This window comes from Parafrankia sp. EAN1pec, from assembly GCF_000018005.1.
Classification (GTDB): Bacteria; Actinomycetota; Actinomycetes; order Frankiales; family Frankiaceae; genus Parafrankia; species Parafrankia soli.
In genome coordinates, this window is the sequence record NC_009921.1 from 7,377,054 (window position 1) to 7,402,067 (window position 25,014).

Annotated in this window: 23 protein-coding genes and 4 tRNA genes; 8 read left to right on the forward strand and 19 right to left on the reverse strand. The window is 71.9% G+C overall.

Annotated features, from left to right (window positions below; translation table 11 throughout):
* Window positions 1-564: 564 nt before the first annotated feature.
* From rplL to FRANEAN1_RS30055, 7 genes are all read right to left on the reverse strand, one after another.
* A complete protein-coding gene (rplL, locus tag FRANEAN1_RS30025; RefSeq protein WP_020463485.1) occupies window positions 565-957 on the reverse strand; it encodes a 50S ribosomal protein L7/L12 in 393 nt (130 codons plus the stop codon).
* A 124-nt stretch (window positions 958-1,081) separates the two neighbouring features.
* Entirely contained in the window at window positions 1,082-1,630 is a 549-nt protein-coding gene (gene rplJ / locus FRANEAN1_RS30030; RefSeq protein WP_020463486.1) for a 50S ribosomal protein L10, read from the reverse strand.
* 452 nt (window positions 1,631-2,082) lie between these two features.
* Window positions 2,083-2,796, reverse strand: coding sequence for a 50S ribosomal protein L1 (rplA, locus tag FRANEAN1_RS30035; protein WP_020463487.1), 714 nt, complete (start codon window positions 2,794-2,796; stop codon window positions 2,083-2,085).
* A gap of 228 nt (window positions 2,797-3,024) precedes the next feature.
* On the reverse strand, window positions 3,025-3,459 hold the full coding sequence (gene rplK, locus FRANEAN1_RS30040) for a 50S ribosomal protein L11 (RefSeq protein ID WP_018505143.1): 435 nt from the start codon (window positions 3,457-3,459) through the stop codon (window positions 3,025-3,027).
* A 35-nt stretch (window positions 3,460-3,494) separates the two neighbouring features.
* Window positions 3,495-4,316 carry a transcription termination/antitermination protein NusG gene (gene nusG, locus FRANEAN1_RS30045; RefSeq protein ID WP_020463488.1) on the reverse strand — a complete coding sequence of 274 codons (822 nt, stop codon included), beginning with the start codon at window positions 4,314-4,316 and terminating at the stop codon, window positions 3,495-3,497.
* Between the two features lie 224 nt (window positions 4,317-4,540).
* Window positions 4,541-4,804 carry a preprotein translocase subunit SecE gene (secE, locus tag FRANEAN1_RS30050; RefSeq protein ID WP_020463489.1) on the reverse strand — a complete coding sequence of 88 codons (264 nt, stop codon included), beginning with the start codon at window positions 4,802-4,804 and terminating at the stop codon, window positions 4,541-4,543.
* Between the two features lie 32 nt (window positions 4,805-4,836).
* Window positions 4,837-4,909 (reverse strand) — tRNA-Trp (locus FRANEAN1_RS30055).
* A gap of 272 nt (window positions 4,910-5,181) precedes the next feature.
* Here FRANEAN1_RS30055 and FRANEAN1_RS30060 point away from each other — a divergent pair.
* Window positions 5,182-6,390: a pyridoxal phosphate-dependent aminotransferase gene (locus tag FRANEAN1_RS30060; protein WP_020463490.1), complete on the forward strand. Its 1,209-nt coding sequence runs from the start codon at window positions 5,182-5,184 to the stop codon at window positions 6,388-6,390.
* Between the two features lie 214 nt (window positions 6,391-6,604).
* On the opposite strand, the gene FRANEAN1_RS30065 is transcribed toward FRANEAN1_RS30060, so the two are convergent.
* From FRANEAN1_RS30065 to FRANEAN1_RS30090, 5 genes are all read right to left on the reverse strand, one after another.
* Entirely contained in the window at window positions 6,605-7,033 is a 429-nt protein-coding gene (locus FRANEAN1_RS30065; RefSeq protein WP_020463491.1) for a MaoC family dehydratase, read from the reverse strand.
* 129 nt (window positions 7,034-7,162) lie between these two features.
* Window positions 7,163-7,618, reverse strand: a complete 456-nt coding sequence (locus tag FRANEAN1_RS30075) for a MaoC family dehydratase N-terminal domain-containing protein (protein ID WP_020463492.1) — start codon at window positions 7,616-7,618, stop codon at window positions 7,163-7,165.
* A gap of 331 nt (window positions 7,619-7,949) precedes the next feature.
* Entirely contained in the window at window positions 7,950-8,081 is a 132-nt protein-coding gene (gene rpmG, locus FRANEAN1_RS30080; RefSeq protein WP_226931056.1) for a 50S ribosomal protein L33, read from the reverse strand.
* Between the two features lie 127 nt (window positions 8,082-8,208).
* A tRNA-Met gene (locus FRANEAN1_RS30085) sits at window positions 8,209-8,285 on the reverse strand.
* A gap of 95 nt (window positions 8,286-8,380) precedes the next feature.
* Window positions 8,381-8,453, reverse strand: a tRNA-Thr gene (locus FRANEAN1_RS30090).
* 346 nt (window positions 8,454-8,799) lie between these two features.
* Here FRANEAN1_RS30090 and FRANEAN1_RS44200 point away from each other — a divergent pair.
* Both FRANEAN1_RS44200 and FRANEAN1_RS30100 read left to right on the forward strand, forming a co-directional pair.
* Window positions 8,800-10,863 carry a GH25 family lysozyme gene (locus FRANEAN1_RS44200; protein ID WP_347176811.1) on the forward strand — a complete coding sequence of 688 codons (2,064 nt, stop codon included), beginning with the start codon at window positions 8,800-8,802 and terminating at the stop codon, window positions 10,861-10,863.
* Window positions 10,864-11,019: 156 nt separating this feature from the next.
* Entirely contained in the window at window positions 11,020-11,745 is a 726-nt protein-coding gene (locus tag FRANEAN1_RS30100) for a hypothetical protein (protein ID WP_041254926.1), read from the forward strand.
* Window positions 11,746-11,815: 70 nt separating this feature from the next.
* Here FRANEAN1_RS30100 and FRANEAN1_RS30105 read toward each other — a convergent pair whose 3' ends face one another.
* The 3 genes from FRANEAN1_RS30105 to FRANEAN1_RS30115 all read right to left on the reverse strand — a co-directional run bounded on the left by FRANEAN1_RS30105 (window position 11,816) and on the right by FRANEAN1_RS30115 (window position 13,331).
* Window positions 11,816-12,229, reverse strand: a complete 414-nt coding sequence (locus tag FRANEAN1_RS30105) for a gamma-glutamylcyclotransferase family protein (protein ID WP_347176812.1) — start codon at window positions 12,227-12,229, stop codon at window positions 11,816-11,818.
* Window positions 12,230-12,287: 58 nt separating this feature from the next.
* Window positions 12,288-12,815, reverse strand: a complete 528-nt coding sequence (gene pyrE / locus FRANEAN1_RS30110; protein WP_020463496.1) for an orotate phosphoribosyltransferase — start codon at window positions 12,813-12,815, stop codon at window positions 12,288-12,290.
* 147 nt (window positions 12,816-12,962) lie between these two features.
* Window positions 12,963-13,331, reverse strand: coding sequence for a nuclear transport factor 2 family protein (locus tag FRANEAN1_RS30115; RefSeq protein ID WP_020463497.1), 369 nt, complete (start codon window positions 13,329-13,331; stop codon window positions 12,963-12,965).
* A gap of 180 nt (window positions 13,332-13,511) precedes the next feature.
* Here FRANEAN1_RS30115 and FRANEAN1_RS30120 point away from each other — a divergent pair, with 180 nt between their 5' ends.
* Window positions 13,512-14,372, forward strand: coding sequence for a helix-turn-helix transcriptional regulator (locus FRANEAN1_RS30120; protein ID WP_041254927.1), 861 nt, complete (start codon window positions 13,512-13,514; stop codon window positions 14,370-14,372).
* A gap of 184 nt (window positions 14,373-14,556) precedes the next feature.
* Here FRANEAN1_RS30120 and FRANEAN1_RS30125 read toward each other — a convergent pair.
* Window positions 14,557-14,641 (reverse strand) — tRNA-Tyr (locus tag FRANEAN1_RS30125).
* Between the two features lie 130 nt (window positions 14,642-14,771).
* Between FRANEAN1_RS30125 and FRANEAN1_RS30130 the strand changes: the two genes are divergently transcribed.
* On the forward strand, window positions 14,772-15,260 hold the full coding sequence (locus FRANEAN1_RS30130; RefSeq protein ID WP_020463499.1) for a YajQ family cyclic di-GMP-binding protein: 489 nt from the start codon (window positions 14,772-14,774) through the stop codon (window positions 15,258-15,260).
* 603 nt (window positions 15,261-15,863) lie between these two features.
* Here FRANEAN1_RS30130 and htpX read toward each other — a convergent pair.
* Together htpX and FRANEAN1_RS30140 are read right to left on the reverse strand one after the other, a co-directional pair.
* On the reverse strand, window positions 15,864-16,736 hold the full coding sequence (htpX, locus tag FRANEAN1_RS30135; RefSeq protein ID WP_020463500.1) for a zinc metalloprotease HtpX: 873 nt from the start codon (window positions 16,734-16,736) through the stop codon (window positions 15,864-15,866).
* A 78-nt stretch (window positions 16,737-16,814) separates the two neighbouring features.
* The gene (locus tag FRANEAN1_RS30140) at window positions 16,815-17,768 is read right to left on the reverse strand and encodes a DUF2520 domain-containing protein (protein ID WP_020463501.1); all 954 of its coding nucleotides are present in this window, start codon (window positions 17,766-17,768) and stop codon (window positions 16,815-16,817) included.
* 1,105 nt (window positions 17,769-18,873) lie between these two features.
* Here FRANEAN1_RS30140 and FRANEAN1_RS30145 point away from each other — a divergent pair.
* From FRANEAN1_RS30145 to FRANEAN1_RS30155, 3 genes are all read left to right on the forward strand, one after another.
* The gene (locus FRANEAN1_RS30145) at window positions 18,874-20,760 is read left to right on the forward strand and encodes a 2-oxoacid:acceptor oxidoreductase subunit alpha (RefSeq protein ID WP_020463502.1); all 1,887 of its coding nucleotides are present in this window, start codon (window positions 18,874-18,876) and stop codon (window positions 20,758-20,760) included.
* A complete protein-coding gene (locus tag FRANEAN1_RS30150) occupies window positions 20,757-21,818 on the forward strand; it encodes a 2-oxoacid:ferredoxin oxidoreductase subunit beta (RefSeq protein ID WP_020463503.1) in 1,062 nt (353 codons plus the stop codon). The genes FRANEAN1_RS30145 and FRANEAN1_RS30150 overlap by 4 nt, the downstream gene beginning before the upstream one ends.
* 410 nt (window positions 21,819-22,228) lie before the next feature.
* Window positions 22,229-23,842, forward strand: a complete 1,614-nt coding sequence (locus tag FRANEAN1_RS30155) for a hypothetical protein (RefSeq protein WP_020463504.1) — start codon at window positions 22,229-22,231, stop codon at window positions 23,840-23,842.
* A 150-nt stretch (window positions 23,843-23,992) separates the two neighbouring features.
* Here FRANEAN1_RS30155 and FRANEAN1_RS30160 read toward each other — a convergent pair whose 3' ends face one another.
* A complete protein-coding gene (locus tag FRANEAN1_RS30160; protein WP_020463505.1) occupies window positions 23,993-25,009 on the reverse strand; it encodes a polyprenyl synthetase family protein in 1,017 nt (338 codons plus the stop codon).
* Window positions 25,010-25,014 lie beyond the last annotated feature (5 nt).

Genomic DNA, 25,014 nt, shown 5'->3' on the forward strand with positions numbered 1-25,014 from the left:
ACATCGTCTCGGCCCGATCTCGCCGTTGACACGTCGCTCCAGGTGAGCCGGACCGCAGCCGGCCGCCGGCGGCCGAGCGCCTCCGCCGGCCTGCCCCACGAGAAGATGCCCCGTGAGAAGGCCATTCGTGCATGAGACAAGCGAAGAGGCCGCCTTGATCGCGCCACCGTGGGGCCGCCCGGGCGGCCGGCCGCGGTCTCTCCGGCTGTCCTACGGGCCCGCGCCGCGGCCCGACGGCGACACCGAAGTCTTACCACCGTTGGCCCCGCCCGCCAGTCGGATCACCGCCCGCGCGCCGCACCTCGCGGGGCCCGGGGCCACTGTTCCGCGGGCGCGGGAGCCTCCGGCGCGCGGGGTCCGGGCACCGATGCTCCGTCGGGAGCCCGCCGGCGGTACGGCTCTGGACACACCGAAGCCCCGCCCCGGACGTGCCGGGGCGGGGCTCGAGATCGCCGCCACTCGGCCGGCGGGGGCCGGCCGGGTGACGGGTGTCCGCCGTGACGACAGCACGCTCGCGCTCAGGCCACGGCGAACCTGGTGCCGGCAAGCGGCACCGGTTCCGAACTACTTGACGGTGACGGTGGCGCCGGCGCCCTCGAGGGCCGCCTTGGCCTTGTCCGCGGCCTCCTTGGCGACCTTCTCCAGGACAGGCTTGGGGGCGCCGTCCACGAGGTCCTTGGCCTCCTTGAGGCCCAGGCTGGTGAGCGCGCGGACCTCCTTGATGACCTGGATCTTCTTGTCACCGACGGACTCGAGGATCACGTCGAACTCGTCCTGCTCCTCGACGGCGGCAGCCTCGCCACCCGCGCCACCGGCCACCGGGCCGGCCGCGATCGCGACCGGGGCGGCCGCGGTCACGCCGAACGTGTCCTCGAACTGCTTCACGAACTCCGAGAGCTCCAGGAGCGTCATCTCCTTGAACGCGTCGAGGAGCTCGTCGGTCGACAGCTTCGCCATGGTGGCGGTTCCTTCCTGGTAATGCCGATCAGATGATCCGGCGCCCGGTCGTGCCGGGGAGTCTCGTCAGGTGAGTGGTCGGTCGTCGCGCCCCGCGGGACGTCGTCCCGTCAGGCGTCGCTCGTCAGGCGTCCACGGAGACCGGCTCTGCGCCGGCCGTCTCCTCCCGCTGCGCGCGCAGCGCCTCGGCGAGCCGAGCCACCTGCGACAGCGGAGCAGCGAAGAGGCCGACCGCCTTGGCCAGCGAGCCGTTCATGGCTCCGGCCATCTTGGCGAGCAGGACCTCGCGGGACTCCAGGTCGGCGAGCCTGCGGATCTCGTCCGCGTTCATCGCCTTGCCTTCGACGACCCCGCCCTTGACGACCAGGGCCGGGTTCGCGCGGGCGAAGTCCCGCAGGCCCTTGGCCGCCTCGACCGGGTCGCCGCCGACGAACGCGACGGCCGTCGGGCCGACGAGCAGCTCGTCGATACCGGTCACGCCCGCCTGCGCCGCGGCGATCTTGGTGAGGGTGTTCTTGACCACCGCGTAGCGGGTGGTCTCGCCGAGGGCGCGGCGCAGCTCGGTGAGCTGGCTGACCGTCAGGCCGCGATACTCGGTCAGCACCGCGGCACTCGAACCACGGAAATCCTCGGCGATCTCCGCCACCGCGGCGGTCTTCTCCGAGTTCGCCATCGGGCTCCTTCAATGGTCGGCCGGCCATACCGAAGGACCCGGAAACGACGAACGCCCCGGCGCAGGAGGCGCGGGGCGTCAAGGGCGACGATCTTCACCCGCCGGCCGAATCCACCTGGGTGAGTTCAATGCCGGCCCAGCGGCGATACGTGAGCCACTTCCCGTCCGCCACCTGCGCGGGCCGCTCGGGGAAACCGAGCCTTCGGCCTCCGCCGACAGGGCTCCGACAAAACTCGGAACCCGACGACTGGAGTACGACCAGCGGTCTTCGGTGTGGAACTGTCCATCATCATAGCAGGAGCAACGCGGAACGAACGAAAGGCACGCACCGTTCGCGGTGCGTGCCCTCGTCGTGCGGTCAGGTCGGACCGTGCGGTCAGGTCAGACCGAGCCGCCCGGTCCGGCCCTGCGGTCCGTGGTCCGTGGCCTCCGGTCCGGTCCCTGCGGTCCGGTCAGGCCGGGGCGTCCTCGAGAAGGTTCCGGGTCCGGTTCGGGTCCACGGGGATGCCGGGGCCCATCGTCGTGGCGAAGGTGACCTTCTTGAGGTACCGGCCCTTGGCCGCCGACGGCTTCACCCGGACGATCTCATCGAGGGCGACGGTGTAGTTCTCGATGAGCTGGGCCTCGGAGAAGCTCACCTTGCCGATAACGATGTGCAGGTTGCCCTGCTTGTCGACCCGGAAGTTGATCTTACCGCCCTTGATGTCGCCGACGACCTTGGCCACGTCCAGGGTGACGGTGCCGGTCTTCGGGTTCGGCATGAGCCCGCGCGGGCCGAGGATGCGGGCGATCCGGCCGACCTTGGCCATCTGGTCGGGCGTCGCGACCGTGGCGTCGAAGTCGAGGAAGCCCTCCTGGATGCGGGCCACCAGGTCGTCGCTGCCGACGACGTCCGCGCCCGCGGCGGTGGCCTCGGCGGCCTTCTCACCGGCGGCGAACACCGCGACCCGCGGCGACTTGCCGGTGCCGTGCGGCAGGTTGACCGTGCCACGCACCATCTGGTCGGCCTTGCGCGGGTCGACGCCGAGACGGATGGCGACCTCGACGGTGGCGTCGTACTTCGTGGACGACGTCTCCCGGGCCAGCCGCGCCGCGTCGAGGGGGCTGTAGAGGGCGGTCGCGTCGATCTTCTCGGCCGCGGCGCGGTACGCCTTGCTGCGCTTCATGAGTTCTCCTCGTGGTGTTGGCGGGTCCCGCTCCGCGCCGTTCGGCCCGGGCTCCACCCGGGCCGCGGCAGCGACGAGCCCTCCCACATGCCTGCGTCCATCTGGGCGTCGCGACGAGCCCGCCGCGACGTCACACCTGTACTGCCTGTGTCGCCTTGTACCGTCCGCTCCCGTCGCGCGCGTCAGAACGCCCGGCGGGACCTTCCCGCGCGTTCGCGCGGGACACGGTCACTCGCCGACGGTGATGCCCATCGAGCGGGCGGTACCGGCGATGATCTTCTCAGCGGCCTCGATGCTGTTCGCGTTGAGGTCCGGCAGCTTCGTCTGGGCGATCTCGCGCACCTGGGCCGGGGTCAGCTTCGCGACCTTGACCCGGTGCGGCGTGCCGCTGCCCTTGTCCACACCGGCGGCCTTGAGGATCAGCCGGGCGGCGGGCGGGGTCTTGGTGACGAAGGTGAACGACCGGTCGTCGTACACCGTGATCTCGACCGGCACGACGTTGCCGGTCTGCGACTCGGTGGCCGCGTTGTACTGCTTGCAGAACTCCATGATGTTCACGCCGTGCTGGCCCAGGGCGGGACCGACCGGCGGCGCCGGGGTCGCCTTGCCGGCGTTGATCTGGAGCTTGATCAGCGCAGTGATCTTCTTCTTCTTGGGAGGCATCTGTTCGTCTTCCTACCGGGGTTCTACGGAGCGGATCAGATCTTCGCGACCTGGTTGAACTGGAGCTCGACCGGTGTCTCCCGACCGAAGATGGAGACGAGTACCTTCAGGCGCTGCGCGTCGAGGTTGATCTCGCTGATGGTGGCCGGCAGGGTGGCGAACGGGCCGTCCATGACGGTGACGGACTCCCCGACCTCGAACTCCTGGGCCTTGACCGTCTCGACCTTCTTCTCCTTCGGCGCCGCCGGCGCGAGGATGGAGACGACCTCCTCGCGGCGCAGCGGCGACGGCCGGTTCGTCAGGCCCACGAACCCGGTCACACCCGGCGTGTTGCGGACCGCCGACCAGGACTGGTCGGTCAGATCCATCCGGACGTAGATGTAGCCGGGGTACTTCTTCTGCTGGACGAGCTGGCGCTTGCCGTTCTTGACGACCGGGACCTCTTCGGTCGGGACCTCGATCTGGAAGATGTAGTCCTCCATGTTGAGGCTTGAGATCCGGGTCTCGAGATTGGTCTTGACCTTGTTCTCGTAGCCCGCGTAGGAGTGCACGACGTACCACTCGCCAGGAGCGTCCTCGAGCGCCCGGAGCAGGTCGTCGCCGTCATCCTGAGGCTCGGGCGTCGCGACCGCGGTGGCCGGCACGGCGTCAGCGGCCGGCGCGGCATCGGCCGCCGTCGCGGGCGTGTCGGCGGTGGAGCCGCCGTCGGGCCCGAGGTCGTCCTCGAGGTGGTCCTTCTCAGGTGCGGCCGCGGCGTCCGTGCTCGCGACCTCGTCGCGCTCGAACGCCGCAAGGGGGTCGAGACGGTCGAGGGCCTCTCCCTGCTCGGAGGAGGCGTGCTCGGGAGACTGGGACACGCGGTCGTTCCTTCTCTCGTGGACGGGTGGGCAGTGGGTGGTTCTCCCGCCGGCGGACCTGATCCGCCGAACGGCCGGCCGCCGACCGGGTCGCCCGCCGCGACCCGTGCCAGCGGGACGCACCCGGCCGCACAGGGCCGGGACGACGACACGAACCGGTGCCCGGGCCGGGCACCGCGCCGACGATCGGTCGGCCCGGCCCGCTGCCCGTGGCGGCTCCGGTGTCAGCCGAAGACCGCGAGGACCGCCTTCGTCAGGCCGAAGTCGAGGCTAGCCACGAAGGCCGTCATCACCGTGACGAAGACAAGCACGACGACCACGTAGGTGATCAGCTCGCTCCGGCCCGGGTAGACGACCTTGCGAAGCTCCGCGATGACCTCGCGGACGAACTGACGAATCCTGCGGACAATCGAGAACGGCGACCGTCGACGGTCGGCCCGCGCGGACCTACCGGCCCGCGGTGCCGCGTCACGCGTATCGGTCGCCACTCAGCTCCACCCACTCGTTCGTCGGTCCAACGCAGGGGCGACAGGACTCGAACCTGCAACCGCCGGTTTTGGAGACCGGTGCTCTACCAATTGAGCCACGCCCCTTAGACGTACCCGGACCACCGCCTAGTTCCCACCGTGCCGCCTTCACTCACCGTCAGGCTCCCCGATGACCTTCTAAGGATCTCCGGGATCCCCTAAAGATCATTTAGGGCCGTTCGGTGGAGCTACCGGCTGCAGGCAGAGGCTGACAGGCCGAGCGGAACGAGCATACCCCTTCATCGACCGGATGCCGGCCGCACGGTGCTCTTCGACGTCCGCAGGTCGCCCCAGGAGGGGCCGGACGGGCCAGCCCGATCCCCTACTCACGTGGCAGCATGGCTGCCATGAGCAGGATCTCCCACCGCATCGCGGGCATCGCGCCTTCCGCGACCCTCGCCGTCGACGCGACCGCCAAGGCGATGCGCGCCGCGGGCCGGGACGTGATCGGCTTCGGTGCCGGCGAGCCCGACTTCCCGACTCCCGAACACATCGTCGCCGCCGCGGAGAAGGCGTGCCGCGAGCCGCGCATGCACCGCTACACCCCGGCTGCCGGCCTCCCCGAGCTGCGGGAGGCCGTCGCGGAGAAGACCAGGCGCGACTCCGGCCTGGTCGTCGAGCCAAGCCAGGTCCTCATCACCAACGGTGGCAAGCAGGCTGTCTACCAGGCGTTCGCGACTCTGCTCGACCCAGGGGACGAGGTTCTCCTGCCTGCCCCCTACTGGACGACCTACCCCGAGGCGATCCGCCTCGCCGGCGGTGTGCCCGTCGACGTCGTGACCGGGCCCGAGGCCGGCTACCGCGTCACCGTCGAGCAGCTCGAGGCCGCCCGGACCCCCCGTACCAAGGTCCTGCTGTTCTGCTCCCCCTCCAACCCGACCGGTGCCGTCCACACCCCGGAGGAGGTCCGCGCGATCGGCCGCTGGGCCGCCGAGGCCGGCATCTGGGTGCTCAGCGACGAGATCTACGAGCACCTGGTCTACGGCGACGCCCGCTTCGCCTCGATGCCCGTCGAGGCGCCCGAGCTCGCCGACCGCTGGGTCGTCGTCAACGGCGTGGCCAAGACCTACGCGATGACCGGCTGGCGGGTCGGCTGGCTGATCGGCCCGCTCGACGTCGTCAAGGCGGCCACCAACCTGCAGTCGCACGCCACCTCGAACGTCTCGAACGTCGCCCAGGCCGCGGCGCTCGCGGCCGTCGCCGGCCCGCTCGACGCCGTCCACGAGATGCGGACGGCCTTCGACCGCCGCCGCAAGACCATGCACGAGATGCTCGTGCAGATCCCCGGCGTGCGGTGCCCCCTGCCCGACGGGGCCTTCTACGCCTACCCGTCGCTGGAGGGCGTGCTCGGCCGGACGCTGCGCGGTCGCACGCCGGCGACCTCGGCCGATCTGTGCCAGTTCATTCTGGAAGAGGCCGGCGTCGCGATCGTGCCCGGGGAGGCATTCGGCACCCCGCGCTTCGCCCGCCTGTCCTACGCCCTCGGGGACACCGACCTGGTCGAAGGTGTCCGCCGGCTCGGCGCCCTGCTGTCCGAAGCCGTCTGAGGCCGGCTGAGCGCACCGTCCACCTCCACGCACCCCGGAGTCGAGGCGATGTCCGGCTGACGGGCACCGACTGACGGCACCGGCTGACTGACGTGCACCGGGCCCCGCGGCACACCGCCGCGGGGCCCGCTGGCGTGTGGGGCCGGGGCCGCGCCGCGGCCGGTATCCGGGTGTGGGACCGGGCCCCGCGGGACGCTGCCGGGCGCCGCCGGGGTCAGGCGAGCTGGACGGTCGCCCGCGCCGCCATGAGGACCTTGGCACCCTCGTGTCGGACTGTGAGGTTAACCACGACCCTCCCGCCGTCGAGCTTTTTCTCCACAACGCCCCGCACAGAGATCTGCGCGCCCTCGTCGTCGTCGGGCACGACCACGGGTGAGGAGAACTTCACGCCGTACTCGACGACGGCCGCCGGGTCGCCGACCCAGTCGGTGACGAGACGGCCCGCCGTGGCCATCGTCAGCATGCCGTGCGCGAGCACACCGGGGAGCCCGGCCTCGGCGGCCACCCGCTCGTTCCAGTGGATCGGGTTGAAATCGCCCGACGCGCCGGCGTAGCGCACCAGATCGGCTCGCCGCAGCGGGAAGACCCGGTCACCGATCTCGGTACCGACGTCGACGGCGTCATAGGTGACGGTGGTGGGCATGCCGGCTCCGATCGAACCCTCGGCGGGACGCCGCGTCAGCGGGGCGGCGCGGCGACGTCGCGGTGGTCAGCGAGAAAGTGGTCAACGAGGCGGCGGGGCAGCGGGGCAGCGGGGCAGCGGGGACCATGGTCAACGAGGCGGCGCGGTGCCGCGGGAGACCAGGCTGCACGTTCCCTCCGCGACCAGCTCGCCACTCGTCGTCGTGAACTCGTAGGACGTCACCAGCACCTCGTTGCGGCCGACCGAGCGGATGGACGCCAGCGTCGAGCGCACCACGAGCTCGTCGCCCGCGACAACCGGGCGGTGCAGGGTGAACCGCTGGTCACCGTGGACGACGAGGGAGTAGTCCAGGCCGAGAGCGGGATCGTTGGTCGGCAGGCCGAGGTCGCCCGGGATCGCCGTGACCAGGAAGGTCGGCGGGGCGACCAGATCGGCGTGACCGGCGGCCTTCGCCGCCTCCACGTCGCGGAAGAGCGGGTTGCCGTCGCCGATGGCGCGCGCGAACTGGCGGATGTGCTCACGTCCCACCTGGAACGGGACGTCGGAGGTGTAACTACGTCCGACAAAGTCCTGGTTCAGCGGCACCGCACGCTCCGATCTCGACGTTGCCGGATCCCGATGTCGCCGGAACCCGGGCTTACCGGACCGGTTCGAGACCCTATCGGGCCCGCGCCCGCGCGGACAGCATGGCCACCCGGACCGCGGCACCGCCCGGACGGCGCGGCCACCGGAGCCGCGTCGTCACTCGGACAGCGCGGCCACTCGGGACGGCGCAGTGACGGCACGACGAAACCGGGCGGGTCCGCGACACACGGACCCGCCCGGAGTAAGTCGTGTGTCGCGGTCACGGCGCCTGCGCCGGGGGGCTCGCCCCGCCCGGTCGACGGCGCCCCGCCAGCCGTGGTCGGCCGACGGGCTAGCGCGTCTCGCGGTGCTCGGTGTGCGTGCGGCAGTTCGGGCAGAACTTGCGCAGCTCGAGACGGTCCGGGTCATTCCGCCGGTTCTTGCGCGTGATGTAGTTGCGGTGCTTGCACACCTGACACGCCATTGTGATCTTCGGACGAACGTCGGTGGCAGCCACGGCGAGATGCCTCTTCCTGTCTCGAATTCTCTACAGGCCAAGGGGCCGCGACTCACCAGACCCCTGGAGGGTGACACGGTGTGCCGCGACCCGATGGTAGCGGTGGCCGGACTTGAACCGGCGACACAGCGATTATGAGCCGCTTGCTCTGCCAGACTGAGCTACACCGCCATGACGGATCACCAGCGAGCGAAGATCCGACTGACAGTATAAGCGGACAGACCACCAACTGCCGATCACGATCCTGCCCGATACCGGACCGCCTGAGCCCCTTTACGGAATCGAACCGTAGACCTTCTCCTTACCATGGAGACGCTCTGCCGACTGAGCTAAAGGGGCGTGCTCGCGCGGGACTCACGTTACACGACTCCGGCGACTTCGTGGCGGGCACCCCCCCACACTTCCGCCCGGCGCCGACCGTCCGGCTCGCCCGCACCCACGCGCGGCCGGCACGGCCGGCCGGGAACGTGCCGATCGACCCGGACGGCAGGCGGGTGACCAGACCCCGCGAACACGGCCAGAAGGCCGACACGGCGAACTAACGGTGACGTCGGGCCCGACACGCACCCCCCGCTGATAGCTGTAAGTAATCGCATGAGTGCCTAGCGTGTTGCTCGGCCGTGGACGCGCGCCTCACAGGTGCTACCGCAGCCGCCGCCGCGCCTCCCAGCATCGAGGGTTGCTCATGCCGCTCACGTACCGTCACTCCCGAGATCCACAGACCCCGGACGCGGCGCCCATCGTCCCGCGTGCGCCGTGGGAGAGCCAGCCGGCCGCCTCACCGCGGCCGCTCCCCCTCGCCGGGGTACCTGTCCCGGCCGGGACCTCACTGCCACCTGGAACGTCCTACGCGACGCTGCACGCCGCGTTCCCGGATCGGCCCGTGTCGGGGCCACCGTCACCGAAGAGACCACAGAACGCGACCGCCAAGGTGGCGTTTCCGGCAGCCGCCAGCTTCGCTCACGATCTGCCCGCGGCCGGCGAGACACGGGCCGGAACGGCGCAGCCCGGCGTCGTCCGGGCCGGCGAGATCGTGATGGCCGAGCCCGCGGCTGCCGGCCGGGTGGCAGCCGGCCGGGTCGCGGTCGGCCGGGTCGCGGTCGACGAGGCGCTGGCCGCCTGGCGCCTGCGCAATGCCGGACGGTTCTCCGCGCGGGTCCTCAGCGCGGCCACGGTGGCTGTCACCGCCGTCGCGCTCTCCGCGCCGGCCGCGGGCGCGCTGCCCACGCCGCAGGCGTCCAGGGTCTCAGCTCCGTCGGCGCAGATCACGCCGCAGACACAGATCACCCCGCCGACGCAGACCTCGCCCGCGACACAAATCACACCGTCCGCGGCGGCGGCGCCAACGCCGTCGCCGGCGGCCCAGGCACCAGCGAACGGGGCGGTGGCGACCGCGACACCCGCACCCGCCGCGCCCGCGGCGCAGACACCGGCGCCCGCGACTCCAGCGCCCGACCCGGCGCCCGTGCCACCCGGGGCGACTCCACCTGCGCCGCCCGGGGCCACCCCTCCCGTGCCGCCTGGGGCCATCCCGCCGGCGGCGGCGGGCATGACACCGGTGCCCGGGCCGGGGACGTCCGAGCCCGTCCTGTTCACGGAGCCGTCCCCCGCCTGGCCCAAGGGCATCGACATCGCATCGTGGCAGCACCCCGGGTCGGCGCCGATCGACTGGAACGCGGTCAAGGGCGCCGGCATGACCTTCGCAATCGTGAAGGCCACCGAAGGAACCAATTACACGAATCCGTTCTTCGTCGGCGACCGGGACGCGGCCGGCAAGGCGGGCCTCGCCGTCGGCGCCTACCACTACGCCCGCCCGGCGGCCCCGATCTCGACCGCCGTCGACCAGGCCCGGCACTTCCTGGCTGTGACCGGCCTCACGCGCACAGCCGGCCACCTGGCTCCGGTCCTGGACCTGGAGACCACCGGCGGGCTCGATCCGGCGGCCCTCGCGGCCTGGACCCGGGCCTTCCTGGAGGAGATCGAGTCCCAGACCGGCCGGGCGCCCATCCTGTACACGTACCGGTCGTTCTGGACGGACAGCATGGCCGACACGAAGGAGTTCGCCCGGTACCCGTTCTGGTTCGCCATCTACAACAACGAGTCCACCCCGGGATGGCTGCCGGGCGGCTGGCCCGGCTGGGCGATGTGGCAGTACACGTCCTCTGGCGTGGTCCCCGGGATCATCGGGAGCGTCGACATGAACGTCGTGTGCTGCTCCGCCCCCGCGCTGACCGGGCTCGCCGACGGCACCCTCTCCGAGATCGACAAGCGGTACGCGGCGGCCGGGCTGCTGCAGCTCGCCCTCGGGGCGCCCACCGGAGCGGAGGTCGTCGCGGGCGGCGGCGGCCGCTGGCGCCCCTTCACGAACGGGCTGATCTACTGGTCCGTCGCGACGGGACCGCGGGTGCTGCACGGCGAGATCGCGAAGAAGTACCTGGGCCTCGGCGGGACCAACAGCTTCCTCGGACGTCCGCTCGGCGACGTCGAGTGGGCCGCCGCGCCCGGCGCCCACCAGGCGATCTTCCAGGGCGGCTGGATCTACTGGCACCCGACGACCGGGGCGCACGAGGTGCACGGCCTGATCCTGCGCCGCTACCTGGAACTGGGCGGCTCGACGTCCAGCCTGGGTCTTCCGATCACGGACGAGTACTCGGTGCCGGGCGGCCGGGAAAGTGCCTTCCAGTTCGGCAAGCTGCGCTGGACGGCCGCGACGAACGCGGTGACCCTGCTGCCCGCGGCGGCGCCCTGACGCCGCCCACCCCCATCCGGCCTGACGCCGCACATCCCCGACCCCCGAAACGAACGCGAGGAGTGACGAAGGCCTACGCGGGGTATCTGACGCCGAGTGCGGCGGACTGTGGCCACTTGGTCACATGCTGCGCCGTCGTACAGCCGGGAGGACCAGATGGCAGATCTGCGGCAGGTACGCAACACGGACGGCTGGCTGATCTTCGCGGCCGTCATCATGTTCATCGTCGGTTTCCACAACCTCATCTACGGCATCGCGTCACTACGCGACTACATCGTGATCGTGGACAACCTCTACTCCACCTCGACAGGCACCGGGGTGATCTACGCCAACACCACCTTCTGGGGCTGGCTGTGGATCGTCGTCGGCATCGTCCAGATGGGGATCGCGTTCGGCATCGCGGCCGGCAACGAGCTGTCCCGCTGGGTGGGCATCGTCATCGCCGCACTCAACGCGATCGGCCAACTCGCGTTCATGGCCGCCTTCCCCATCTGGTCGGTGATCATCATCGCCATCGACATCCTCGTCATCTACGCGCTGGCCACCTACCAGACGCGCGGCCGCGGCGGCGCCGTCGAGCCCTACCCGAGTGACCGTCCCGGGATGGCCCGCGGCGCGACCACGGCGGCTCGCAGCGGGGCGCGCGCCGGAGTGGGCGCCGGGCCGGGCGCGGGCGGCGACTACGACCGCGACCAGGGCTACACCTCCGACCAGGGCTACGCCTCCCAGCCGGGCCAGGCCGGCCAGAGCGGCCGCGGCGAGGGCTACCCGCCGGACCCGGGTCAGCGGTCGGGCGGGCCGGGCCTCAGGCCGGGCGACCCCGGCTACCGGGACCCGAGCCGGAAGGACGGCCCCGGGGGTTCGGGCGCCGGCATCCGGTGACGGTATGACCGCCGGGGCCGCCGCGGACCTGTCACCGCGGCGGCCTCGGCACGACCTGATCACGCATCTGTCACCGCGGCGTTCCCGGCACGACCTGATCACGCCACAGCCGGCAGCGGCGGACGAATCCGGCCAGGTGCTCGGCCGCGAAGCGGTCCGGGTCCCAGTCGGACGTCCGCACGTCGGTGACATCGCGCCAGAGATAGGCGACCGCCGAGCCACCGCCGACCAGGGCGAGCTCGCGCGCCTCGTACGGATCGCCCTCGAACAGGTCGAGCAGCTCGCGTTCGACCCTGGTCAGACCGCTCAGGCACCGGCCCGCGCACACGTCGCCGGGGCGTGCGGGGACCAGGCCCGGGTAGCTCCGCCCCGGCAGCGCCGCCGCCCGCCAGCCGCCGACGGCCGCCGGAGTGATGGTCGGCACCCGGCCGAGCAGCGCATCGACGACCACGTCGAAGCGCAGCGTCCCATAGACGAACAACACTCCGGCCACGTCCGAAGTCATCCCGGTCCCGCGTGTCCGACGTCAGGCTGTCCGGGTGCTAGCGAGCCGCGTCGAGATCGGCGCGGGTGAGAGTGGGGAGCAGCGTCAGGCCGATCTCCGCGAGCCGCTCCCGGCCACCCTCCTGGCGATCGATGACGCACAGGACGTCCTCGACGACCGCGCCCTGCTCGCGCAGCACCCGGGTGGCGTCGAGCACGGCCCCGCCGCTGGTCACGACGTCCTCGACCAGGACGATCCGCCGACCCTCGACCTCGCCGCCCTCGGCTATGCGCCGGGTTCCGTACTCCTTCGCCTTCTTGCGGACGAACCTGGCCGGCAGGCCGGTGCGTGCCGACAGCAGCGTGGCCAGCGGAACGCCGCCCAGCTCCAGGCCGGCGAGGAGATCGGTGTTCGGCGGGAGATGCGCCGCCATCGCCTCGACGATGTCGGCGAGCAGCGCCGGCTCGGCCTCGAACAGGTACTTGTCGAAGTACTCGGTGCTCGTACGGCCCGACCGGAGGAGGAACGTCCCGGTCAGGTGAGACGCCGCCCGCACCCGGGCGGCCAGCGCTTCGATGTCGGCCACGTCTGCCGACTCTACGGCCCGCCACTGCGCCGCCAGCAGGCTTCGGCCGACGATGGAGGCGATGCGGCGGGCAGCGGTGCGGCAGTAGGCGCCGGTGTAGCGGGCGGCGGATGGCGGTGCGGCCGGGTCGGGGCCGGCGGGAACGGATCAGGCCCCGGCGGGCACCTTGTCGAGGAAGCCGAGCACCTGGGTGATGCGGCCGTCGGTGCCGCGTTCGATCACGTCGAACCCGACGACGAGGGGTTCGGCGCCGGGCTGGCCGAGGCCCCAGGTGAAGCGGGCCTGGGCGTGGTGGGCGTCGACCGGCCCCAGCATGGTCATCGTCAGGCCGGGGAACTGTCCCTGCACCGCTCCGATCATCGTGTCGATGGCGTCGTGGCCCTCGGCCGTGGCGATCGGGTCGACATAGCGGGCCCCGGGGGCCAGGGCCTTCGCCACGGCAGCCCTCCGCAGAGCGGGGTCGGTCTCGTTCCACGCGGCGATGTAGTTCAGGGCCAGGGTCTCGAGGTCGTCCACGGTGTGTCCTCACTCTCGGATTCGTCACTGTTGGGTTCGTCGACGGTGGATCTGGCTGCCGGGCGGCGGGTCTGCCCGGCCGCTCCGGCGGTGGGACCGATGCTGCCGGCCCGCGGTGTGGCCCGTCGATTACCTGCGAGGTCATGGCCCGACGGCGGCGGCGGAGCCTACGGTCTTGCCATGGTCCTCGCCCGCGAGCCCGGCCGGTCGGTCGGAGCGTTGCTGCGCGGCTGGCGGGAACGACGCAGGCTGACCCAGCTGGGCCTCGCTGAGCGCGCGAACGTCTCGACGCGGCGCATCAGCTTCGTGGAGAACGGGCGGTCCCGGCCGACGAGCGAGATGATCATCATGCTGTCCGAACATCTCGGCGTGCCGCTGCGGGAACGCAACCAGTTGCTGCTGGCCGGCGGTTACGCACCGGCCTACTCCGAGAACGATCTCGCCTCGCCGCCGATGTCCGCGGTGAGTGCGGCGATCGACCGGGTGCTCGCCGGCCTCGGGCCGCTGCCCGCGGCGGTCATCGACCGGCGCTGGGAGCTCGTCGCCGCGAACGACGCGATCGACCTGTTCACCGCGGGCGCGGCCGCACGGCTGCTGGAACCCCCGGTCAACGTGCTCCGGCTCAGCCTGCACCCCGAGGGCATGGCCCCGCGCATCCTGAACCTTCCGGAGTGGAGGACACACCTGCTCGACCGCCTGGCCAGGCAGGCCGACACGACCGGAGACGCGGTCCTCCACGACCTCCACACCGAGCTGAGCGCCTATCCCGTGCCCGACCGCGGCGCCAACGGGGTCGGGCACGGCGCCGCCGACGACGGCGCGCGCGGCCGTGCGGGTCGCCCGGCCGGCCTCTGGACGGCGAACGGCATAGTCATCCCGATGCGCTACCGGTCACCCCGAGGCGAGCTCTCGCTCTTCACCGCCACCACCGTTTTCGGCACGCCCACTGACGTGACCGTCTCGGAGCTCGCAGTCGAGACCTTCTTCCCAGCGGACGCCCACACCGCCGGCCTTCTCTACGGATCCTTCGAGGCCTCATGAGCGGACCTGACGTCTCGGGCTGCACGGGCTACCTGCCGCCACGGCCCCACCGGTCGGTCGAGGAACTGCTCGGGCCCCGCCCCTGGCGGTAGCCATGATCGGTGGGACCGGTCGGGAACATGGAACAGGCCCCGGAGTCTTCTCCAGGGCCTGTGTCGCAGCATGTTCCCCGGGGAACCCGGGGTGGTGGCAGGTGATGGATTCGAACCATCGTAGGCTGAGCCGACGGTTTTACAGACCGCTCCCTTTGGCCGCTCGGGCAACCTGCCGTGTTCGACAAGCATACCGGTTGCACCGAGTGGGCTGACGGGGAGGGTCCCCCAACACTCCGGCCCGCGCCCGGCCCGCGTCACGGGGCCGGCGCTCGCCCCGTACGACTTGACCAGGAGGTCCGTGCCCGTGGCAGATCCGTCCTTCGACATCGTCAGCAAGGTCGACACCCAGGAGATCGACAACGCGGTCAACCAGACGGCGAAAGAGATCAAGACCCGCTTCGACTTCCGGGACACCGGGGCCTCGGCGGCGCTGTCCGGCGAGTCGATCCTCCTGCAGGCCAACAGCGAGGATCGGGTGAAGGCCGTCCTGGACGTTCTGCAGGAGAAGTTCGTGAAGCGCGGCATCTCGCTGAAGTCGCTCGAGCACGGCGAGCCGCGGCAGTCGGGCAAGGAGTACAAGCTGACGGTGACCGTCCAGCAGGGCATCGCGGACGAGAAGGCCAAGGCCATCGCCAAGAAGATCCGCGCGGACGGCCCGAAGGGCGTGCAGGCGCAGATCCAGGGCGACCAGCTCCGGGTCACCGGCAAGAAGCGGGACGACCTGCAGCGGGTCATCCAGCTTCTCAAGGCCGAGGACTTCGACGTACCGCTGCAGTTCGTCAACTACCGGTGATCACCCTCGCCCGCCGACACCGGCGGACGACGGCGACCAGCCCGGACTGACGCCGCCCGGACACAGCGCGCCGCCCGCAGCCCGCCGCGGTGCTGCGGCGGGGGGCGGGACGCGGTGCGGGCAGGGCCGCGGGACGGACCGCAATTCACGGGGCGTATGCACGGGAAGAAGCACGGCCGCCGCCGCACGGCAGAAAGCGTTAGGAACATCCGGCGGTAGATGTCCGAAATAGGTGCACCCCGCCCGATGGGGGGTTTCGGGCGGGGTGCGTGCGGCGGAACCTGGGGGGTACGCTCCGCCGCTGTCTGGGAGCTTTGAGACTACTCGCTATCCAGCGCTTCAGCGTGCCTTCCCCGGGTCTCGTCGTGACGCGGTGGTGAACTTCGCGTTCCCGGCATGTTCCTTCCATGCCAAGCCACATCGGCCGCCACCGAGGAGCCGCGCCCATCCGGTCGGTGTCATGAAGGGAATGCCGACGTCACGGCCCGAATCAGGCGATCCGGCGCGCCGCTCCCGGCCGGCAAAGCGACCGGGAGCCGATTCCTCCGGGCGGAACCGTGGCGGTGGGGTTGAGGGTGGACGGAGTAGGCGGATTGGATGGGGTTACCGATACGGGTTCATCCTGGCGCGCTGCTCCAACCGGGCGATCCGCTCGGCGATCGGCGGGTGGGTCGAGAAGAACCGGCCGATGCCGCCGCCGCGGAACGGGTTCGCGATCATCAGCGCGGCGGCCGGGCCCAGCCGCGAGTTGGCTGGCAGCGGCCTGGCGGCCGTGCCGGCATCCAACTTGCGCAGGGCGCTGGCCAGGCCGAGCGGGTCGCCGGTGAGGGTCGACCCGGATTCGTCCGCCTGGTACTCGCGGGCCCGGCTGATCGCCAGCTGGATGATCGTGGCGGCGATCGGGCCGACGACGATGAGGGCCAGCATCTCCAGTACCCCGGGGCCGTCCTCGTCGCGACCGCCGCCGAAAATGGCAAACCACTGCAGCATGTTTGCCAGATAAACGATGATGCCCGCGAGCGCGCCCGCAACCGAGGCGATGAGGATGTCGCGGTTGTAGACATGGCTCAGCTCATGCCCGAGGACACCACGGAGCTCACGGTCATCCATGATCTCCATGATTCCCTCGGTGCAGCACACGGCCGCGTTACGGGGGTTTCGCCCGGTCGCGAAGGCGTTCGGTGACGATGTGGGGCTCAGGTACAGCTTGGGCATCGGCATGCGCGCCCGGGTGGCGAGCTCCTGGACGATCGCGTAGAGCCGGGGCTGCTGAACCTGGCTCACCGGATACGCCCGCATCGCCCGCAGGGCGATCCGATCCGAGTAGAAGTAGGAGAATCCGTTCATCGCGAGCGCGAGAACGACGGCGATGACGAGGCCGCTCGTGCCGAAGAGCGACCCGATCCACACGATCGCGGCCGAGAGAACGCCGAGGAGAAGCGCCGTCTTCAGCCCGTTGAGACTGCGATGAAGCATGGCTGTCGCGTATCCGTCCTGTCGACCTGTCGCACTCGCTTCAACGAAGGAGCCGACGCTCCCTGTTCCCGGCAGCGGTCACGCCCACCCGCGGCCGTCCGTCGCGCCGGCGCGCACGGCGGCGGCGGCGGCCGGCTCGAGCAGGCCGGCCTGCTCGAGCCGGTCCGCGGTGAGGACGGCGAGCGCGGCGTAGGCGTCGGCGAGGTGGCGGTCGCGCCGTTCCAGGCTGTCCAACTGCGCTGTGACGGTGCCGGCGTCCCCGCGCCGGACCGGGCCGGTCATCGCGGCCTCGCCGGCGTCCAGCGCGTTCTCCAGCGACGCGCGCAGCAGCGGGCCGAGCGCGCCGGCCGGGTCGGGAACGCCCGCCTCGGCGATCAGCCGTCCGGCGGCCGTCACGAGGGTCGCCAGGAAGTTGCCGCCCAGAACCAGGGAGGCGTGGTAGAGCGCCCGCTGCTCCTCGGCGACGACCGCCACGCGCCCGCCCACGTCGGCGACCAGGCGGCGCACGAGCGCGGCCGCCGGCTCGTCACCGGGGGCCGTCGTCACACCGAAGGTGGCACCGACGAGGCGGTCGACGTCGGCCGGCGTCCCGGTGAGCGTCATGATCGGGTGGATGGCAGCCGGGTGCGCCCCGGCGGCGCGGGCCGGCGCGAGCGGGGCGATCCCGTGCCGTCCGCTCAGGTGCGCGACGAGCGGGGACGGCGAGCGGGCCGCGTCGGTGCCGGCCGGGCCGGACCGGACCGGGCTGGTGCGGGCCAGGCCGGGGGCGGCCTGTGCGGCGACGGTCTCGATCAGGTCGTCGGGCACGCCGAGCAGGATCACCTCTGCGGCGGCCGCGGCCTGCTCGGGCGTGGCGCACGCCGTGGCCGCCGGGAAGCGCGCGGCGGCCCGTTCCCGGCCGGCGGGCGAGCGCGCGTAGTAGGCGCGAACCTCGTGGCCGGCGGCGGCGAGCGCGGCGCCGAGCGCCGAGCCGGCGCGGCCGACGCCGATGACGGCCACGGTGAGGCCCGGGCCCGCCGCTATTCCCGCCACGTGGCCGCCCTCCCGCGCTCGCACTCCTGGAGCGGCCCGCCGCGGTCGGCTCCCCCGTCTCCGCCGCTCGGGCCCCGCCGGAGTGACCTCATGCACCGATCCAATCGTCCGAGGTGCGCACAGGCGACGGGTACCCGGCCATGGCCGGGTTCACCGGGGCCATCGACTCCGCCGGAGCTCACGACCGGACCACCCGGCCGCGCAATGAACGGCCACGGCCACACACCCGGAACTCTGCTGGAACACACCGTTCATCTCCCGGTGACCGATCAGTGATGCTGAGAGACGTCCGCGTCGATCCGTGCCCAGTCGGTGTCATCGGGAGGTCGTCCAGGCGCGGTGCCTATCGCGCCATACGAAATCGCGGGACGCCCCGCGCACCGCTGGTCCGCCTAATCGATAGTGTTCACATCGGGGCGCCATCCCCATCCGACCGGGGCCGGGAACACACTCATGTGTGGACGTCGGCCGCACGGCGGGGGTGATCGCCGCGATACCACCACGATGCCGGTGTACTCGTTTCCACGACAACACCGGCATGCCGATCTCTGGGCGGAGGTCACCTGAATACGGCCCGCGCTGTACATAGGCGCCCCGAACGGTATGGACGTCGCCCGCGCGCGGCACGGGTGACCGCCGCGCACAGTCGCGCCCCGGGGGGGCGCTCCACCGGCTGGGGGATTCGGGCGCGGGTCGCGGCACCGGCCGGGGTGTCCGCCTACGGACACCCGTCGGGGCTCCCACGAGCAGGTGACACAGCACATCCGCGGCCTGAAGGGGGAACCGGCGGCCTTCTCCGCGCGGCCCGCCCGCCGGTGTCCGGCCGTCTCCTCCCACCCGCCGGAGCCGACGGTTCGCCCCGGTGGGGACGGCCTCGGAGGGCCCCACGGCGGGGCCTGTCCCGCCCGCCGAGCCGCACTCACGTCCGTTAGCAGAAAACGCATACCGCAACCAGCCGCACACCGCCAGGCAGGGTGGGTGACGGGGATAATCCGGTCCCGAACGGCGTCCCCCCGTCCTTCCCGGAGTCGGTCAGGCGTCACGATCCCCGTGGTGCATTGAGCCGCCCGGTACGCTGGGGTGGTACCTGAGGAGGTTACTGAAGGTGTCTGAGCAGGTCAGGGAGAGGGAGACCCGCCGGCTCGACCGGGTCGTCGTGCGCTTCGCGGGCGACTCAGGCGACGGTATGCAGCTCACCGGAGAACAGTTCACAAGCGAGACAGCGGCATTCGGCAACGATCTGTCCACGCTTCCGGACTTTCCCGCGGAAATCCGGGCGCCAGCCGGCACCCCGGCCGGAGTTTCTGGCTTCCAGCTACATTTCTCCGATCACGATATTCTCACCCCGGGCGACGCCCCGGACGTCCTGGTGGCGATGAACCCGGCCGCGCTGAAGGCGAACCTGAAGGATCTGCCGCCCGGCGCCGACCTGATCGTCAACACCGACGCGTTCACCGGCGGCAACCTGAAGAAGGCCGGCTACGCGACCGACCCGCTGGCCGACGGGACTCTGGACAACTACACCGTCCACCGCGTCCCGCTGACGTCCATGACGATCAACGCGGTCAACGCCGCCGAGGGCGTCGCGGGGACGGTGAACAAGAAGGAAGCCGAGCGGGCGAAGAACATGTTCGCGCTCGGCCTGATGAGCTGGCTGTACCACCGGCCGACCGGCGGCACCGAGGGCTTCCTCAAGAAGAAGTTCGCCAAGCGGCCGGAGATCGCGGCGGCCAACATCGCCGCGTTCCGGGCCGGCTTCAACTACGGCGAGACCACCGAGTCGTTCTCGGTCACCTACGAGGTCGCCCCGGCGCGTATGCGGGAGGGCACCTACCGGCGGATCACCGGGAACATCGCGCTGTCCTACGGGCTGATCGCGGCCGGCGAGCTGACGAAGCTTCCGCTGTTCCTCGGCACCTACCCGATCACCCCGGCCTCGGACATCCTGCACGAGCTGAGCAAGCACAAGCAGTTCGGCATCCGCACCTTCCAGGCCGAGGACGAGATCGCCGGTGTCGGCGCGGCCCTCGGCGCCTCCTTCGGCGGCTCGCTGGGCGTGACGACCACGTCGGGCCCGGGTGTCGCGCTCAAGAGCGAGACGATCGGCCTCGCGGTCAGCCTCGAGCTGCCGCTGCTGATCGTGGACATCCAGCGCGGCGGCCCGTCCACCGGCCTGCCGACCAAGACCGAGCAGGCCGACCTGCTGCAGGCGATGTTCGGCCGCAACGGTGAGGCCCCCGTGCCGATCGTGGCGCCGCGCTCGCCCGGCGACTGCTTCGACGCCGCCGTCGAGGCCGCCCGGATCGCGACGAAGTACCGGACGCCGGTCTTCCTGCTCTCGGACGGCTACCTGGCCAACGGCTCCGAGCCGTGGCTGCTGCCGACCCGCGAGGAGCTGCCCGACCTCACGGTGACCTTCACGACCGAGCCGAACCACGACGGGCCCAAGGGTCCGGAGTTCTGGCCCTACCAGCGCGACCCCGAGACGCTGGCCCGCCCGTGGGCGGTCCCCGGCACCCCGGGTCTGGAGCACCGCATCGGCGGTCTGGAGAAGGCCGACGGCTCGGGCAACATCTCCTACGACCCGGCGAACCACGACCGCATGGTCCGCCTGCGCCAGGCCAAGATCGACGGCATCGCCCGGGACATCGCCCCGCTCGAGGTCGACGACCCGTCCGGCATGGCGAGCGTGCTGGTCCTCGGCTGGGGCTCGACCTTCGGCCCCATCGCCGCCGGCTGCCGGCGGGTCCGGGCCAAGGGGCTGCACGTGGCCCAGGCGCACCTGCGCCACCTCAACCCGTTCCCGGCGAACACCGCCGAGGTGCTGCGCTCCTACGACAAGGTGCTGATCCCCGAGATGAACCTCGGCCAGCTCCGCACACTGATCAGGTCGCAGTTCCTGGTGGACGCGATCGGCTACAACCAGGTCCGTGGACTGCCGTTCAAGGCCGCGGAGCTCGCGGGCGTCTTGGAGGACGTGATCAACCAGTGACCGTCACAACGAACGGCAGCGGGATTACCAACCGACTCCTGGACCTGGTACCCGCCACGCCGAGCCAGCTGAGCCGTAAGGACTTCACCTCCGACCAGGAGGTCCGGTGGTGCCCGGGATGCGGCGACTACGCCATCCTGGCCACCGTCCAGGGCTTCCTGCCCGAGCTGGGGATCGCCCGGGAGAACATCGCCTTCATCTCGGGCATCGGGTGCTCCTCACGCTTCCCGTACTACCTGCAGACCTACGGGATGCACTCCATCCACGGGCGGGCGCCGGCGATCGCGACGGGCCTGGCGACGTCCCGCCCGGACCTGTCGGTCTGGGTGGTCACCGGTGACGGCGACGCGCTCTCGATCGGCGGGAACCACCTGCTGCACGCGATGCGCCGCAACGTGAACATCAAGATCCTGATGTTCAACAACCGGATCTACGGGCTGACCAAGGGCCAGTACTCCCCGACGTCCGAGGTCGGCAAGATCACCAAGTCGACGCCGTTCGGCTCGCTCGACCGCCCGTACAACCCGGCGTCGCTGGCGCTGGGCGCGGAGGCGACATTCGTCGCCCGGTCGATCGACTCGGACCGGGCCCACCTGACGTCGGTGCTGCGCGCGGCGGCGGAGCACCCGGGCACCGCGTTCGTGGAGATCTTCCAGAACTGCAACATCTTCAACGACGGTGCGTTCGAGGCGCTGAAGGACCGCGGCACCCGCGACGACGCCACGCTGAAGATGATCGACGGCGAGCCGCTGGTCTTCGGCGCCGAGCGGGACAAGGGCATCCGGCGCTCGGCGTCCGGCGGCCTCGAGGTCTGCGCGGCGACCGACGAGGGCGTCATCGTGCACGACGCGGCGAGCACGGACCCGAGCCAGGCGTTCGCGCTGTCCCGGCTGACCGGGGATGACCACGGCGTCACCCCGATCGGCGTGTTCCGCAACGTCGACATCCCGACCTACGACGAGGCGCTCAACGCGCAGGTCGAGCAGACCCGGGAGCGGCAGGGGACGGGGGACCTCATGGCCCTCATCTCCGGCGGCGAGACCTGGACGATCAGCTGACAGCGGGCTGAGGCCCGCCACGGGGGCCGGGGTGGGCACGACGCCACCCCGGCCCTCGCTGTTTCGTTACCAAAGCCAGCAGAGCGTTCCAAAGCCAGCAGAGCGTGACCACGGCCAGCAGGGCGGGGCTGCTGCCAGCCAGAGGGCGACCGCGGGCCCCCACCATCGTGCTATCTGCACCTATTGCCCTGTTACAGACGCTAACGCAGCACTTGCCGCTTTCTGATCAGCATGCGGTATCATGTGCGCCGGTGGGGGTGCCGTGTGGCCCGGGGGGGCTCACAACACCGAAGCAGGCGGAGGCGCAGTGCGGGGTAACGCAGCGCGAGGTCACCGAGTCCGTCACCGGGGCTCGCCGTCGGGGTCGGGCCGCGCCCGGCACCAGGTTCCGCAGGGCGTAGGCGGCCACCGTGGGTAGCCACTCGGCCGGCCGGCACTCCCGCGGAGGCTCCACCGCGACCGATCGCCGGCACCGCACCCCGGCTCCCGTCCCGGCCACCCCGGCCCCCGCTCAGGGCCCGCCGGTCGACGACCAGGCTCCCCGGCCCGTCCAGCCACTCACCGCCCGCGCGCGGACTCCCTACCCGCCGGGCGGTGCGCCGCGATCCGGCTGGGTCACCAGCGAGTGGAGCAGCAACCCGTCCGCAGCCACGGCCTCGCTGCCGAGAAGGCTCCCCCCGCCCCGCCCGGCGACACCGCCCCCCGGCGAGATGGACACCGTCACCGGCCCGATCTCCATGAGCACCTCCCGGCGCCGGGAGCTGTTCGGCGACGACCCGCAGGACAGCCAGGCCGACTCCTACGGCCGGTCCGCGCGACGGGGGCAGCCGGCAGGCTCCGGGCGGTCGCCGGTGCGCGGGCGGCCCGCCGGCCGCCACGACGACACGGCAGACCTCGGCGTCCGCCGGCCCGGGGAGCTCGACCCGCAGAGCGTCGGCGACGACTCCGGAGCGGCGGGCGGGCCCGGCACGTCCCGGATCTCGCTGTTCGAGCCGGGCCGACCGTCCGGATCCCTGCGCGTCGAAACGTCCCCCCGTTCCGGCACCCGCGCCGACGGTGCCCGCTCGACGACGGCCTCGCGCGCGGCGGCCTCCCGGAGCACGGCGTCCGGAGGCAGGGCGTCCGGAGGCACGGCGGCACGGGCCGCCGGTTCAGCCACCGGGCGCGGCGCGCACCGGGCACCGGCACCGCGCCGCGGGCCGAGCCGGACGCGCATGGTGGTCGCCGGTACCGCGTCCCTTGCCGGCCTCTCCGCGATCGTGACCGGTGTCGCGCTCAGCGGCGACCAGCCGGTCACCGCGGCCGGGCCCACCACGGGCGCCACGCCGCTCGTGCAGGTCGCCGGTTCCCGGCCGGCCGCGTTCGGCTCGGGCGACACCCAGGCCTCCCGCGACGGGCGCGTCCCGCTGCCGACCTACCCGGCGGCGGCGCCGACCACGGCGGGCGGGTCGGGCACGACCGGCCAGAGCGACAGCGGCTACCGCACCTCGCCGAACGGCCCGTCCGCGCCGTCGTACAGCGGGTCCGGCACGCAGCAGCAGGGCCTGTCCGGCTACGAGATCCCGTTCGTCCCGCTGACCCCGCGGTCCACGGCGACGCCGTCACCGGCCGCCGGCGGCACGACCGCGCCGGGCACCACGACCCCGGGCACCACGACCCCGGGCACCACCACTCCGGGCACCACCACTCCGGGGAGCACGGCGCCGGGGACGACCGCCCCCGGGAGCACCGCTCCGGGCACCACCACGCCCACCCAGCCGGGAGCGACGACCCCGCCCACGCAGCACGGCACCTCGCCGGCGCAGACCCGGCCGACCACGTCGAGCTCGAGCACTCCGGCGCCCGCGCCGACCTCGCGCGAGGGCTCGCTCCCGTTCAACCCGACGCCGGTCGAGGTCACCCCGATCTGGGACCTGCTGTTCCCCTCCCAGAGCCAGAGCACGTCGACGTCGTCCAGCGCCCCGTCGGGCACCTCGGCGACACCCGCGCCGGCGGCGTCCTCAAGCACCCACGCAGGCTCCTAGCCGGGCTCCCGCCGGGAGGGGCACGGGCAGGCCCCTCCCGGCCGCGGAAAACCCCCTGCCGGCCGCCGCACGGCGCGGTGGCCGGCAGGGGGCCAGCAGGGGATCAGGTGACAGCCACGCACCGGCCAGGGCTGGCTGGGTAGAGCCCGGCTAGCTCGTGCGGTCGATGACGAAGTCGGCCAGCGACTCCAGCGCGGTCTTGGCCGAGCCGTCGGGCAGCGGCGCCAGGCACTCGCGGGCCTCGCTCGACCAGCGGATGAGCTCGGCGCGGGCCCGGTCCATCGCGGGATGCTCGCGCAGCAGCTCCAACGCCTCGACGACCCCGGACTCGGTGACCCCGGCCTCCGTGCGCGGGTTCACCCCGAGCAGGTCGCGCAGCCGGCGGGCCGCCGCGTCCTCGCCCTGCAGGGCATAGAGCACCGGCAGCGTCGGGATGCCCTCGCGCAGGTCCGTCCCGGGTGTCTTGCCGGAGTCCTCGCTCGGTGACGCCACGTCGATGAGGTCGTCGGAGAGCTGGAAGGCCACCCCGAAGCGCTCCCCGAACGCGGCCAGGACGTCGGTCGTGACCGGGTCGGCGCCGGCGAGCATGGCGCCCAGGCGGGCGGACGTGGCGATCAGCGAAGCCGTCTTCTCCGTGATGACCCGCAGGTAGTGCTCGATCGGGTCCTGCCCCGGCCCGACCCCGACGGTCTCGCGGATCTGGCCCTCGCAGAGGGTCGCGATCGTGCGTGCCAGGATGCGGGTCGCCTCCGGCCCCAGGTCGGCCGTGATCTCGGACGCGCGGGCGAACAGGAAGTCGCCGGTGAGGATCGCGACCGTGTTCGTCCACCGGGCGTTCGCGGACGCGGCACCGCGGCGCAGCGGGGCCTCGTCCATCACGTCGTCGTGGTACAGCGTCGACAGATGGGTCAGCTCGATCGCCACGGCCGCCGGCACGACACCGGCCGCGTCCGGATCGGCGAACTGGGCGGCAAGCAGTACGACCATAGGTCGGAACCGCTTGCCGCCCGCGTCGACGAGGTGCCGGGACGCCTCGGTCACGAAGGAGAACTCGCTGCGGACGGATCCGCGCAGCATCTCCTCGACCGCGGCGAGCCCGACCCGCATCGACTTCTCGAGATCAGGGTCGGCCCTGATCCCCATCACTTCCAGCCCGATAGCGCTCATACCGC

Excerpts from the sequence above, each read along its gene's own strand:
- FRANEAN1_RS30100 (WP_041254926.1), top strand. The coding sequence starts at position 11,020 with ATGGCAGATCTGCGGCAGGTACGCAACACGGACGGCTGGCTGATCTTC.
- FRANEAN1_RS30160 (WP_020463505.1), bottom strand. The coding sequence starts at position 25,009 with ATGAGCGCTATCGGGCTGGAAGTGATGGGGATCAGGGCCGACCCTGAT.
- htpX (WP_020463500.1), bottom strand. The coding sequence starts at position 16,736 with ATGCTTCATCGCAGTCTCAACGGGCTGAAGACGGCGCTTCTCCTCGGC.
- FRANEAN1_RS30060 (WP_020463490.1), top strand. The coding sequence starts at position 5,182 with ATGGCTGCCATGAGCAGGATCTCCCACCGCATCGCGGGCATCGCGCCT.
- rplK (WP_018505143.1), bottom strand. The coding sequence starts at position 3,459 with ATGCCTCCCAAGAAGAAGAAGATCACTGCGCTGATCAAGCTCCAGATC.
- FRANEAN1_RS30065 (WP_020463491.1), bottom strand. The coding sequence starts at position 7,033 with ATGCCCACCACCGTCACCTATGACGCCGTCGACGTCGGTACCGAGATC.
- rpmG (WP_226931056.1), bottom strand. The coding sequence starts at position 8,081 with ATGGCGTGTCAGGTGTGCAAGCACCGCAACTACATCACGCGCAAGAAC.
- rplJ (WP_020463486.1), bottom strand. The coding sequence starts at position 1,630 with ATGGCGAACTCGGAGAAGACCGCCGCGGTGGCGGAGATCGCCGAGGAT.
- rplA (WP_020463487.1), bottom strand. The coding sequence starts at position 2,796 with ATGAAGCGCAGCAAGGCGTACCGCGCCGCGGCCGAGAAGATCGACGCG.
- FRANEAN1_RS30120 (WP_041254927.1), top strand. The coding sequence starts at position 13,512 with ATGGTCCTCGCCCGCGAGCCCGGCCGGTCGGTCGGAGCGTTGCTGCGC.
- rplL (WP_020463485.1), bottom strand. The coding sequence starts at position 957 with ATGGCGAAGCTGTCGACCGACGAGCTCCTCGACGCGTTCAAGGAGATG.
- FRANEAN1_RS44200 (WP_347176811.1), top strand. The coding sequence starts at position 8,800 with ATGCCGCTCACGTACCGTCACTCCCGAGATCCACAGACCCCGGACGCG.